This window comes from Yoonia sp. F2084L, assembly GCF_023015625.1.
GTDB lineage: Bacteria > Pseudomonadota > Alphaproteobacteria > Rhodobacterales > Rhodobacteraceae > Yoonia.
The window spans coordinates 549,776-561,898 of the sequence record NZ_JALKAH010000001.1 but is presented as its reverse complement, the minus strand read 5'-3'; the positions used below and the strand labels follow the sequence as shown (position 1 = coordinate 561,898).

General features: G+C 56.1%; 10 protein-coding genes. 5 read left to right on the top strand and 5 right to left on the bottom strand.

Annotated elements, in window-relative coordinates; genetic code table 11:
* The 5 genes from MWU60_RS02730 to MWU60_RS02710 all read right to left on the bottom strand — a co-directional run bounded on the left by MWU60_RS02730 (nt 1) and on the right by MWU60_RS02710 (nt 3,995).
* Nucleotides 1-252: a hypothetical protein gene (locus tag MWU60_RS02730; protein ID WP_247225509.1), complete on the bottom strand. Its 252-nt coding sequence runs from the start codon at nt 250-252 to the stop codon at nt 1-3.
* Nucleotides 236-1,009 (bottom strand): ATP-binding cassette domain-containing protein, encoded by a 774-nt coding sequence (locus MWU60_RS02725; protein ID WP_247225508.1) that lies wholly within the window; start codon nt 1,007-1,009, stop codon nt 236-238. Before MWU60_RS02725 ends, MWU60_RS02730 begins: the two co-directional genes overlap by 17 nt.
* Nucleotides 1,010-1,024: 15 nt before the next feature.
* Nucleotides 1,025-2,098: an ABC transporter permease gene (locus MWU60_RS02720; RefSeq protein WP_247225507.1), complete on the bottom strand. Its 1,074-nt coding sequence runs from the start codon at nt 2,096-2,098 to the stop codon at nt 1,025-1,027.
* Nucleotides 2,099-2,176: 78 nt separating this feature from the next.
* Nucleotides 2,177-3,118 carry a sugar ABC transporter substrate-binding protein gene (locus MWU60_RS02715; RefSeq protein WP_247225506.1) on the bottom strand — a complete coding sequence of 314 codons (942 nt, stop codon included), beginning with the start codon at nt 3,116-3,118 and terminating at the stop codon, nt 2,177-2,179.
* A gap of 73 nt (nt 3,119-3,191) precedes the next feature.
* Nucleotides 3,192-3,995: a TIM barrel protein gene (locus MWU60_RS02710; RefSeq protein ID WP_247225505.1), complete on the bottom strand. Its 804-nt coding sequence runs from the start codon at nt 3,993-3,995 to the stop codon at nt 3,192-3,194.
* 188 nt (nt 3,996-4,183) lie between these two features.
* Between MWU60_RS02710 and MWU60_RS02705 the strand changes: the two genes are divergently transcribed.
* The 5 genes from MWU60_RS02705 (at nt 4,184) to MWU60_RS02685 (ending at nt 12,067) form a co-directional block, all read left to right on the top strand.
* Nucleotides 4,184-5,962: an ATP-binding protein gene (locus MWU60_RS02705; protein ID WP_247225504.1), complete on the top strand. Its 1,779-nt coding sequence runs from the start codon at nt 4,184-4,186 to the stop codon at nt 5,960-5,962.
* The gene (locus MWU60_RS02700) at nt 5,959-7,296 is read left to right on the top strand and encodes a sigma-54 dependent transcriptional regulator (RefSeq protein ID WP_247225503.1); all 1,338 of its coding nucleotides are present in this window, start codon (nt 5,959-5,961) and stop codon (nt 7,294-7,296) included. The genes MWU60_RS02705 and MWU60_RS02700 overlap by 4 nt, the downstream gene beginning before the upstream one ends.
* A gap of 221 nt (nt 7,297-7,517) precedes the next feature.
* Entirely contained in the window at nt 7,518-8,498 is a 981-nt protein-coding gene (locus MWU60_RS02695; RefSeq protein WP_247225502.1) for a TAXI family TRAP transporter solute-binding subunit, read from the top strand.
* Between the two features lie 118 nt (nt 8,499-8,616).
* The gene (locus MWU60_RS02690) at nt 8,617-10,839 is read left to right on the top strand and encodes a TRAP transporter fused permease subunit (protein WP_247225501.1); all 2,223 of its coding nucleotides are present in this window, start codon (nt 8,617-8,619) and stop codon (nt 10,837-10,839) included.
* 247 nt (nt 10,840-11,086) lie between these two features.
* Nucleotides 11,087-12,067: a calcium/sodium antiporter gene (locus MWU60_RS02685; RefSeq protein WP_247225500.1), complete on the top strand. Its 981-nt coding sequence runs from the start codon at nt 11,087-11,089 to the stop codon at nt 12,065-12,067.
* Nucleotides 12,068-12,123 lie beyond the last annotated feature (56 nt).

Genomic DNA, 12,123 nt, shown 5'->3' with positions numbered 1-12,123 from the left:
CTACTTGCCCCCTTTGGCATCCTCTTCAGCTTGTGCCGCTACGGCCTCCCAATCGGCATTCATAAACCGCCATGCAGCGATGCCGCCTAGTCCCATAAAGATCAAGCCCCAGAAGTATGCGCTGTTCGAGAACTCGAACAATGCCCACAAAATCGGCACAACAACCGCGAGGACACGCCGGTACATCGGTAAAAAGAAGGGCACTTCCAGATCAAAGAGCTTTGCGCGCGGTTTGTCAGGCGGCACCTTCATACTCCGCCCCGGTTTTCGCACCTGTGATATAGGACACAACGTCGTTGCCGTCGGTATCTTCTTTGTTCAGGTTGGCGACAATCCGACCCCGGCGGAACACGATGATCCGGTCCACCAGATCGAAGACTTGGCGCATGTTGTGCGACACAAGGATCAGGCTTTCACCCTGTGATTTCAGCGTGCGGATGATATTTTCCACCTGTGCCGTTTCCTGCACACCCAAGGCCGCTGTCGGTTCGTCCATGATCGTCAGTTTGCTGGCAAAGGTCGCGGTGCGTGCGATGGCAACACATTGGCGCTGACCACCCGACATATTGGCGATGGTGTTTTTGATGTTTGGGATCTTTACACCCGTCTTTACCAAACCCGCCATCGTGTCTTCGCGCATCGCTTTGTAGTCCAGCAGGCGGAATGGGCCCAACCAATCGAACTTGGTTTTTTCGCGACCCAAGAAAAGATTATCCGGCACGTTCAGATCATCGGCCAGCGCCAATGTCTGAAACACAGTTTCAATCCCGGCTTCACGCGCATCCAAGGGTCCAGCAAAGGACACCGGCTGACCATCAAAAATCACCTCACCTCGGGTGCGTTGTTCGACGCCGGTAATCTGGCGCACAAAAGTGGATTTCCCAGCCCCGTTATCGCCCATGATCGCCACATGTTCGCCACGTTGCAGTTGAAAGTCCGCGTCTTCAAGCGCGTGCACACCACCATAGTGTTTGGTCAGCCCTTTGGTTTCCAGAATGATATCTGACATGTCTCGGACCCTCCCTTATGCCCGCGCAGCGGCGCGTTGTTGTTGCCATTGATCCAGCGCAACAGCACCGACAATAATCATACCCAGCACCATTTCCTGATAGAATGCACCAAGGCGCAAGAAAGTGAAGCCAGAGGTAATCACACCGATGATCAGCGCGCCAATCACCGTGCCAATAATCGACCCGCGCCCACCAAACAGAGACACGCCGCCGATCACGGCCATCGCGATTGCTTCAAGTTCGTAAGACAGGCCCATGCCAGATTGCGCGGTCAGGTTTTTAGACGTCAGGATGACAGCCGCCAAACCTGCGAGGCCCCCTGCGATCATGTAGACCAGCATCAGATGACGCGGCACGTTGATGCCGGACATGCGCGCGGCGGCCTCGTTCGATCCGATGGCGTAGGTATGTTTGCCGTACACCGTGTAGTTCATGATGAAATGGAACAAGACGGCCAGCGACAAAAAGATGATCACCGGCATCATGCCTGCGCCGATCTTGGCATAACCCTCGGTCGGAAAGGACACCGGGTTGCCCAGTGACCACCACTGTGCGACGCCACGCGCAAACAGCATCATACCAAGGGTCGCGATAAAGGGGGGAATACGGGCGTAGGCCACAAGCAATCCGTTGATGAACCCTGCCAGCGTGCCCACCGCAAGACCGACAATAACGGGGATCACCACAGGCAGATCAAGAAAAGAGGGACCAAAGATCGCTTTGGGGTTCATCGCGCCGTTCACTTCGGCGACCTGCGCAAAGCTCATCGCGATCATGGCGGTCGCACCAACGACCGATCCGGATGACAGATCAATGCCGGCGGTGATGATGACTTGGGTCACGCCAAGGGCCAGAATACCGATAATGGCGACTTGAATAATAATGATCCGCAAACGCGCTTCGTTAAAAATGCTGTCAAAGCGGTCGCGGGTATCAAACAGCAGGCTTTGCTGCATGAAGATCGCACCGAGGATTTCAAAGATGACGATGATCAGGATCAGCGCGCCAAAGACGTTCAGCTCATTCGGCCAGCTGCGCTTTGATTTATCGAATGTAAGGCCGCCTGTGCCTTCGCTTGCGTCTGACATCTGCCAGCTCCCTTTTGGTGCAGTTTGAGATACGGGGCAACATAGGCTGCCCCGTAACTTTAGCTTATTGTCAGCAACTTACTGGAATTCAGACAGGTTTTCTGGTGTGACCAGCTTGAAGGGGATGAAGACTGTTTTGTCGACTTCTTCGCCCTTGACCAACGCCATTGCTGTCTCAATTGATCCCGCACCCTGACCGGCAAGGTCTTGGAACACTGTGACGTCCATATCGCCCGCAGACATCGCCAGCAGCGCGTCGGATGTTGCATCAACACCACCGACGACCACGTCGTCCATGGAAATGCCTGCCGCTTTCATCGCTTGAATCGCACCCAGTGCCATCTCGTCGTTGTTGCCAAAGACCGCGTCGAATTCGTCGCCTGAAGACAACCAGTTTGTCATCAGGTCGTTCGCTTCGTCGCGGGACCAATTGGCTGTCTGTTCATCAATGATGGTGATGAAGTTACACATGTCCATGCCGATGACGTCGTGAAAGTCCTTTGTGCGCTGCACAGCCGCCTGGTTCGACAGCTGACCAACCAGAACATAGGCCTGTGCGCCACCCGCTTTGCCTTCAGCACGCAGCTGACGACACATCTGGAATGCAGCCAATGTACCGGATTCGATTTCGTTGGATGCAACGAACGCCTGACCGTCCGGCAATGTGTCCATGTTCACCGGCTGACGGTTGACGTAAACCAGTGGCACGCCAGCAGCGGCAGCAGCATTCGACATCGCCTCGGTTGCGTTGGTGTCAACGGCGTTCACGATGATCGCGTCAACGCCCGATGCGATGAAATTGTTGATCTGGTCCAACTGCTTGGCCACATCATCGGTTGCGTCTTCCATTTGCAGGCTGACTTCGTCGTTTGCCTCGTCAAAGGCTGTCATGCCATTGCGCATCACGGTCAGACCGTTGTCGTCGAAACGTGCAACGGACACACCGATTTGCAGTTCTGCCATCGCAGTTGTGCCCATCATGAGCGTTGAAAGGCCAGCGGCCAAAAGGATCTTCTTCATTGTTTTCCTCCCAAGGAACGTGCCCGGCACACGCAATACTACAACCGGGACCTCTGTTGAGGCGATTGGTTCATCACGCCGCCCCTGCCGTCACTTCGGCAAGTTGCGATGCGATGAATGCGATTGACCCAGCCAAAGCAGCGGTCGGGTCTTTCATGTCGTGAATTTCGGGGGCGAAAGCCTCAAACGAGGCTGGGCCGGTATAGCCAGCAGCGCACAGGCTTCGCAGTTGGCCAATGTTATCAAGCCGGTCGTCGGCATCCACCAATACGCGATGCGCATCGGTCATCTGATCAGCGGTTGGTGCAGTGTCGGTGACGCCAGAGATATGCACGATAACTGTCAGATCTGCATAGATCGCCGTCTCACCGGCCACATGGTGATGGAACGTATCATGCACGATGCCAAAACAGGCAGGGCGGTTCATTTCATCCAAAACACGGACGACATCTTCTTTGAAGCGCAGTGTGCTACAGGCAAAACCCAAAGGCTCGATCAGACCACATATCGCGTGGTTTTCTAAAATCGGTTGCAAAGCCTGCAAGGGGGCGCGCAACGCATCACGTTGATCTGCGCGATCCAGTTGGTCTTTTGCGACTGCGGGGATCAGCGCCACTGCCTCAGCCCCACTGGCAGCCGCGGTCACGATCAATGCCTCTGCTGCATCGCACTTCTCCAAGGTCTCGACATTGAAGGCCTTCACCTCAGCCAAAGCGAGCAGGCGTTGGCCTTTGGCGATCATTCTTTGTGAAACGCCTGCGGCGGTTTCGCCATCAAAAAGCGGCCGCTCCAAATCGTTGCGCAATTCCACACCGACGCAACCCAAAGCCTTCGCTATATCCAAAAGCTTGTCCATCGACGCGTTTGGCACCGTCATGTGGTTTAGTCCAATTGGCAACATTGGATGCAGAAGTCCCTCCTGTGGCGTCAACCACTTTAGCGGCGATTCATTTTTTTGCAACCGGTTGCATTTTTTTCTTGTTTGCTGGTGATACGGCCGCCCTCAGACATGCCAACACAAAATTACGATTGTGCATCCTCAGACCTCTGCTCCATACTTGACGGATGAGTTTGCCGCGCCGCCGCATCATCCGACTTGTCGCCACGATTGCGATCGTGACCGTGCTGCTGGGCGCTTTGTCGTTTCCGGCGCTCGAACGTCATTATATGCGTCAACAGGCAGCCCAAGACGCCGTACCGCTGAAGCTCGCTGTGGAAGGCTTGCGTGCGACGGTTGAACGATATGCCCCCCTGCCCGCGCTGATCGCCGAACGCGCACCATTGGTCGGCTTGCTGAATAACCCCAATGATGCTGGCCGCATCGCCGCCGTGAACGAGGACCTGCGCCAAACCGCCGCCACGGTAAAAGCAACCGACGTCTATTTGATGGACATCTCAGGGCTCACGATTGCCGCAGCGTCTTACCGCGATCCTGGCAGCTATCTTGGGCGCAACTTTAATTATCAGTCCTATTTCACCCAAGCACTGAATGGCGACCTGTCGAGCTTTTCTGTCTATGGGACAACGACGGGTGAGCGTGGGTATTTCTATGCGGCCCCCGTAGAAGATGGCGAACGCATCATCGGTGTGCTGGCGATCAAGTTTAATGTCGCGGCCTTTGAAAGCATCTGGCGCGGGGCCAACAGCGAGTTCATGGTCACCGACCGCAACGACTTTGTCTTTATGTCCTCGCGTCCTGACTGGCATTTTCGAGCGATCCGACCACTGAGTGACGCAACCCTGCGTCTGATTGCGCAAAACCTGCAATACCCGATTGACCGGATTGACCTGCTGCCCATCACATCCACACCGCTGAATGCGGATGCCCAAAGCGTGTATGTCGAAGGCACATCGCGTGAGAGCTTCGTGCTGACATCGCAGCACCTGCCTGATCTGGACTGGACCATGTCCGCGCTGTCACCACGGCGGCCCGCGACGCTGAATGCGCTCAACACGTTGTTGATTGCAGGTCTGTCGGCAGGTCTGATCCTTGCTGCATTGCTGGCCTATTTTCTGAAACAAGCCCGTCAGGATGAGGCATTCGCAAAGGAACAGGATGCCAAACGCCGATTGGAAGTGGCGGTTGCCGAGCGCACACAAGACTTAGAGACGGCATTGGGCGACTTGCGCCAAACCCAGACCGATTTGATCCAGGCGGGCAAGCTTTCTGCATTGGGACAAATGTCCGCCGCACTGAGCCATGAATTCAATCAACCGCTGGCAGCGGTGAAATCCTATGCCGACAATGCCACTGCGTTTTTGGAACGTGACCGCTTGTCTGAGGCGCAAGACAATATCGCCCGGATTTCAAAAATGGCAGACCGGATGGCGACGATTTCATCACACCTGCGCAACTTCGCTCGGCGCCCGCAACAGGCCACCGGTCCGTTGCTGTTGAACGCCGTGGTGCAGGATGCTCTGGCTGTGATTGAAATGCGTCTGGCCTCCGAGGGTGGCGAAATTGCCTATACGCCACCCAAAACGGAAGTCTGGGTCACTGGCGGTCATGTCCGCCTGCAACAGGTGATCGTGAACCTGATCAATAACGCATTGGATGCGATGGAGGATCAGGCCAAGCCCGTTGTCAGGATCGACATTGATGGCACGACATTGCGGGTCCGCGATACTGGACCCGGCATCGCGCCCGCGCGGGTTGCCAACATCTTTGATCCGTTCTTTACAACCAAAGCGCCGGGCAAGGGCCTCGGGCTTGGATTGTCGATTTCCTACAATATCGTCAGCGACTTTGGTGGCACGCTGTCTGCCACCAACCACCCTGACGGCGGTGCAATCTTCTCTGTGGCATTGCAACCCGCCACGCCGGTTGAGGTTGCGGCTCAATGAAGCAAACCGTCCTGTTCGTTGATGATGAAGAAGAACTGCGGCATGCGACCACTCAAACGCTGATGCTGGCAGATATTCCTGCCACCATCCTCGACAAGGCCGAATTGGCACTGGCCCAGATCAGCCGCGGCTTTCCCGGCGTCTTGGTCACCGATATTCGGATGCCCGGCAATGACGGGCTTTGGCTGATGCGCAAGGCACTGGAGATTGATCCGGAATTCCCGGTTATCCTGGTGACGGGTCATGGTGATGTGAACCTTGCTGTCGCATCAATGCGCGAAGGGGCCTATGACTTTATCGAAAAGCCATTTGCTCCTTCTCGTTTGGTCTCCACAATCCAACGCGCCTTGGACAAGCGCCGCCTGACGATTGAGAACCGCGCGCTAAAGCGCGAGGTCGGTGGCCGCGACAAATTGGAGGCGCGGCTTATTGGCCGGTCCGATGCGATGGTGGCCTTGCGTAAAGAGGTGCGCACAATTGCTGCGACCGATGCCGATGTACTGATCACAGGCGATACCGGCGTTGGCAAAGATGTGACGGCACACGCACTGCACGACCTTTCGGCGCGTGGCCCGCACCCTTTCGTACATATCAACTGCGCCGCCCTGCCCGTCGATCTGGTCGAGAGCGAGCTTTTCGGGCATGAGGCAGGCGCGTTTCCCGGCGCGATGCGCGCACGTTTCGGCAAATTCGAATTCGCGCGCCAAGGCACCGTTTTTCTTGATGAGATCGATAGCCTGCCGGTGGGTGTGCAGGCCAAACTGCTGCATGCGATCCAAGAGCGGCAAATCACGCGACTTGGGGCGAATGATCCGGTTGCCCTCGACATTCGCATCATTGCCGCCGCAAAAACTGACCTTGCCGCAGCGGTTGCAGAGGGACGCTTTCGTGCCGATCTGCTTTACCGGCTGAACGTGGTGACTTTGCATGTGCCACCACTGACCGCACGGCGCGACGATATCCCGTCGCTGTTTCTCAATCTCGCGGCCCAAGCCGCCGCGCGGTACTCCAAACAAATGGCCGAAGTGCCCGCGGCACTACTCTCGCAGATGGCAACGCAGGACTGGCCGGGCAACGTGCGTGAACTGCGCAATGCAGCGGATCGTTTCGTATTGGGGCTGAACCCATCGAACGAACCCACCTCAGATGCGGAGGCGCTGACATTGGCCGAGAAAATGGCGGAACACGAAAAATCACTGATCCTTGCGGCCCTCATGGCACAGGGTGGCAGCCTAAAAAATACCTACGAAGCCTTGGGGCTGTCGCGCAAAGCGCTTTACGAAAAGATGCAAAGACATGGGATTTCCAAGGCAGACGCCGACAGCAACGCCTGATCTGTCCCCTTTTCGACCCACACTTTGCGTGGTTTGTTCCCTTTGCGACCCATTTGCCGACGTAAATACCGCCTGTTATCGCAAACACGTGTGAACGCCACTTGTCTTGAGAGCCGGGGTCGGTGGAAGTGCGTTGCATCCGGCCTAACTGCATTCATAGTGCATTACGTCACGACCTGATCCGGGAGGGATCAGCAAATAACCAGTGGAGGACGACCCATATGAAACTCGCAGCACTTATCGCGACAACGGCCCTGACGGCCACAACAGTATTCGCCGACGGCCACACAGCCGATTGGCCAGAAAGCTTTACCGTTGGCACAGCATCCCAAGGTGGCACTTACTTCGCCTATGGTTCCGGCTGGGCGAACCTCGTCGCAGAAGAGCTGGGCCTGACAGGCGGCGGCGAAGTCACAGGCGGCCCGATGCAGAACATGGCGCTTGTGCACACAGGTGACGCACAGTTCGGTATGACAACAATGGGTCCGGCAGCTGAATCCATCGCCGGTACAAACCCAATCGCACCCGGTCTGCAAATGACCAACGCATGTGCGATGTTCCCGATGTATCAGACGCCGTTTTCGGTCACGGCTTTGGCCTCATCCGGCATCACAACCATCGCAGATATCCCTGATGGCGCGCGCATCGGCTTTGGCCCTGCCGGGTCCACATCCGACACATACTTCCCACGGATGATGGAAGAGCTTGGCGTCAACTTTGAGCGTCGCAACGGTGGCTGGAACGACCTTGGTGGTCAGTTGCAGGATGGCCTGCTGGACGTGATCGCCTTTGCGGCTGGTGTGCCGGTGCCTGCTGTATCCCAGCTGGAAGTCCAGACGGATGTGAACATCATCGAATTTACAGAAGAAGAGCAGGCCCAAATTCAGGCAGCCTTCCCAGTGGCATCTTTTGATATTGCAGCTGACACGTACACAACGCTGGAAAGCGACGCGCGGTCCGTATCCATGTGGAACTTTGCAATCGCAAACTGTGATCTGCCCGCATCCTTTGTGAAAGCAGCCGTCGACGTGGTCATGTCCGACAACGAGCGTATGGTGAACATTCACCGTGCAGCACGTTCCACCCTGCCAGAAAACTGGGACAAGAACGCAGGCGTTTTGCCGTGGCACGCCGGTGCGGCTGAATGGTTCATCGAGAACGCAGGCGCAGATATCCCTGCCGACCAGATCTTCGGCAACTAAGCCGTGGTCAGTGAGGTCGCGTCATGCGCGCGGCCTCAACACCCTTGATTTTTCCGACACGATTGATGCACGCTCGCCGTCCAGAATGGCGCGTCTGTAGGCATGCGAGGACACTACCATGACAACCGACAAGACATTAGACGACCAAACCGAAGGCCCCGTACTGGCCGACGGTGTCGACGAAGAACCGGTTGAGCATAACCGGCGCATCTTTACCGGGCGGACGTATTTGGTCATTGCTGGCATGTCAGCCGTTTATGCGCTGTTCCACATGGCTGCATTGAATGGTTGGTCAATCCGTGGTTGGACCGGGATTGATATTCCATTCCTGCCGGTTTTCCCAATGGAAACCTGGAACTTCCGTATCGTCCATATCGCCGGTGCGTTGATCCTCGGCTTCACACTTTATTCTGCCCGCGCCTTTCCCGATGAAGAGGCCGACAAGCACAGCCCGCTTGACTATCTTGCTTATCTCGCACTGCTTCCGGCACTCTATGCCTGCTACACCGCCTTTGGTTTCGCTGCACAAATCCGCGATGGCGTCATGTGGAACGGGATGGACGCAGGCATCCGTTCGGCCGAGATTTATCACTACGGCTATCCGCTGATCATCGCGACCGTCGCCGGGATTGTACTGGGTTGGATCCGGGCGCGTGTGCGTGGCACAATCGCCCCTGCTGATCTGGTTCTTAGCGTTTGCGGTATCGCGGTAGCCGTTTATCTGATCACCATCTTTGGCACGCTGATGCGCAACTCAACCGGCACGCAGTTTGCCCCTATTGGGATGAGCATCGCTGCCGTCGCTGGCTCTGCACTGATCATGGAGTTGACCCGCCGCGTGGCTGGCCTGGCGTTGATTATCATTGCTGGCGTTTTCCTGACATATGTCTTCGTCGGTGACATGCTGCCCGGGTTCTTGAACGCGCCTGATATCACGTGGCAGCGCTTCTTCAGCCAAGTCTATACAGACGCGGGTATTCTTGGGCCAACGACCGCTGTGTCCTCAACCTATATTATCCTGTTCATCATCTTCGCAGCCTTCCTTCAGGCCTCAAAAGTTGGCGATTACTTCGTCAACTTCGCCTTCGCCTGCGCCGGACGCGCGCGCGGCGGTCCGGCCAAGGTAGCAATCTTTGCTTCCGGGCTGATGGGCATGATCAACGGCACGTCTGCGGGTAACGTGGTGGCCACAGGTTCGCTGACCATCCCTTTGATGAAAAAGGTTGGCTACAAGCCAACGACGGCAGGCGCGGTTGAAGCTGCTGCCTCCACCGGTGGACAGATCATGCCACCGATCATGGGGGCCGGTGCGTTCATCATGGCTGAGATCACGGGCATTCCTTACACGGACATTGCGATTGCCGCGATTATCCCTGCGGTCCTCTATTTCGTATCAATCTACTTCATGGTGGATTTTGAAGCTGCCAAGCTGGGCATGCGCGGCATGCGCGAAGATGAGCTACCCAAGCTGAAAGACATGGTCCGCCGCGTCTTTTTGTTCCTGCCGATTATCATTCTGATTGCAGCACTTTTCATGGGCTACTCGGTGATCCGTGCGGGGACTTTGGCAACGGCTTCGGCGGCTGTGGTCAGTTGGTTCACACCCTACCGCATGGGTATCCGTTCCGTTACCAAAGCGTTTGAGCTGGCGGGGATCATGTCGATCCAGATTATCGCAGTTTGTGCCTGCGCGGGTATCATCGTTGGTGTGATCTCACTTACAGGTGTCGGCGCCCGGTTCTCTTCTGTGTTGCTGAATATCGCCGAGGCAAACCAGCTACTGGCCTTGTTCTTTGCCATGTGCATCGCGATCCTGTTGGGTATGGGGATGCCAACAACTGCTGCCTACGCAGTTGCGGCATCGGTTGTCGCACCGGGCCTTGTCCAACTGGGTATCCCGATGCTGACTGCGCACTTCTTTGTGTTCTACTTCGCGGTTGTCTCGGCCATGACGCCACCTGTGGCCTTGGCCAGTTATGCCGCCGCTGGCATATCAGGGGCGAACCCGATGGCGACATCCGTGGCGTCGTTCAAGATCGGTATCTCGGCCTTCATCGTGCCGTTCATGTTCTTCTACAACGGCGCAATCCTGATGGACGGCACGTGGTTCGAAGTGATCCGGGCCGGGATCACAGCAGTCTTTGGGGTCTTCCTGCTATCGTCTGGCGTTCAAGGCTGGTGGGTTGGTGACCGGGCGGCTTGGCCGATACGGATTGGTCTGCTGTTGGTTGCACTTTTCATGATCGAGGGCGGTTGGGTATCTGACCTAATCGGCATCGCCGGTGCTGTCAGCCTGTACTTCATCGCCCAGATGACGCGACCGAAAGTGGCAGCACAATAACAAAATGACGTTTGACGTTAGAGGGAGCGCCGCAACACCGGCGCTCCTTTTTTGCGTTTTCGCACCGCACCTTTAAACCCGCCGACCCAGCGCTACATAGAGCCGGACAATAAGACGGGAGGGCATAAATGTCGGGACAGGCACGGTCAAATTGTAGCGCAAACAAAGGCTATTACACTTCGTTACAAAATGCAGTATCCCGGCCTGCAAGCCTTGGCGACAATGACCACCAATCAGGAAATACACGTTGATTGAACTCACCACCTACGAGCTGTTTGTCTTGGCTGCGGGTGCTATGGCATTTGGCCTTTATTTGCTGATCAAAGGTGGGGATTGGACCGTTGACGCCGCCGTCTTCGTGGCTGAACGCACAGGCTTGTCGCCGCTGTTTATCGGGGCCACGATCGTATCCTTCGGCACATCGGTGCCGGAGCTTTTCACATCCGTAAACGCCAACTTGCAGGGATACCCCGGCATCTCGCTGGGCAATGTGCTGGGATCAAACGTCGCCAATATCCTGCTGGTGTTAGGTGCGACCGCTTTCATCTTCAAAGTGACAGCCGATCCCAAGCATCTGATGAAAGACCTCGCCATGATGCTGCTGGCAACCGCCATCATGGTCTACGGCATGCTTACGGACAGCTTCAGTCAGATTTTCGGCCTGATCATGTTTGCCATTTTGGTGACCTTCGTTGTCTACCAATACAAGACCGATAGCATTGTGCTTGAAGAAGATGACGATGATGAAGAAACCCTCGGGATTACCACAATGAAGGGTGCCGTTATTGTCTTGCTGGGGGGCTTGGCCGCCCTTGCCGTAGGGTCCGAACTTCTGGTCAAAGGGGCTGTGCAAACCGGTACGGCCATCGGCGTCCCCGAAGCAGTGATCGGTATGACTGTCGTCGCATTCGGCACGTCCCTGCCAGAGCTGTCCACTTGTATTGCGGCGGCACGCAAGCAATCGGTGGGACTGATCTTGGGCAACATCATCGGCTCAAACACGTTTAACATCCTCTCAATTATCGCACTGACTGCAGTGATCAAACCCTTGGATGTGGACCCCGTTCTGTTGGGTATGGAACTTTGGGTGACCGTCGCTGTCGCTGTCCTATTCGCGGTCTGGATGCTGGTTGTTGGTAGGATCACCAAACCGGTGGGGATCGTTATGATGCTGGGGTACGTCGTCTTTATCGCAGCACAGTATCTGCAGCCGCAGATGGTGACCTGACAATCGCCTGCGGCATGCCTATATGACCATCACAATGCCAGGCAAAAGGACCCCCA

Coding starts and splice junctions, on each gene's coding strand:
- MWU60_RS02730 (WP_247225509.1), bottom strand. CDS start 252: ATGAAGGTGCCGCCTGACAAACCGCGCGCAAAGCTCTTTGATCTGGAA.
- MWU60_RS02725 (WP_247225508.1), bottom strand. CDS start 1,009: ATGTCAGATATCATTCTGGAAACCAAAGGGCTGACCAAACACTATGGT.
- MWU60_RS02720 (WP_247225507.1), bottom strand. CDS start 2,098: ATGTCAGACGCAAGCGAAGGCACAGGCGGCCTTACATTCGATAAATCA.
- MWU60_RS02715 (WP_247225506.1), bottom strand. CDS start 3,118: ATGAAGAAGATCCTTTTGGCCGCTGGCCTTTCAACGCTCATGATGGGC.
- MWU60_RS02710 (WP_247225505.1), bottom strand. CDS start 3,995: ATGACGGTGCCAAACGCGTCGATGGACAAGCTTTTGGATATAGCGAAG.
- MWU60_RS02705 (WP_247225504.1), top strand. CDS start 4,184: ATGAGTTTGCCGCGCCGCCGCATCATCCGACTTGTCGCCACGATTGCG.
- MWU60_RS02700 (WP_247225503.1), top strand. CDS start 5,959: ATGAAGCAAACCGTCCTGTTCGTTGATGATGAAGAAGAACTGCGGCAT.
- MWU60_RS02695 (WP_247225502.1), top strand. CDS start 7,518: ATGAAACTCGCAGCACTTATCGCGACAACGGCCCTGACGGCCACAACA.
- MWU60_RS02690 (WP_247225501.1), top strand. CDS start 8,617: ATGACAACCGACAAGACATTAGACGACCAAACCGAAGGCCCCGTACTG.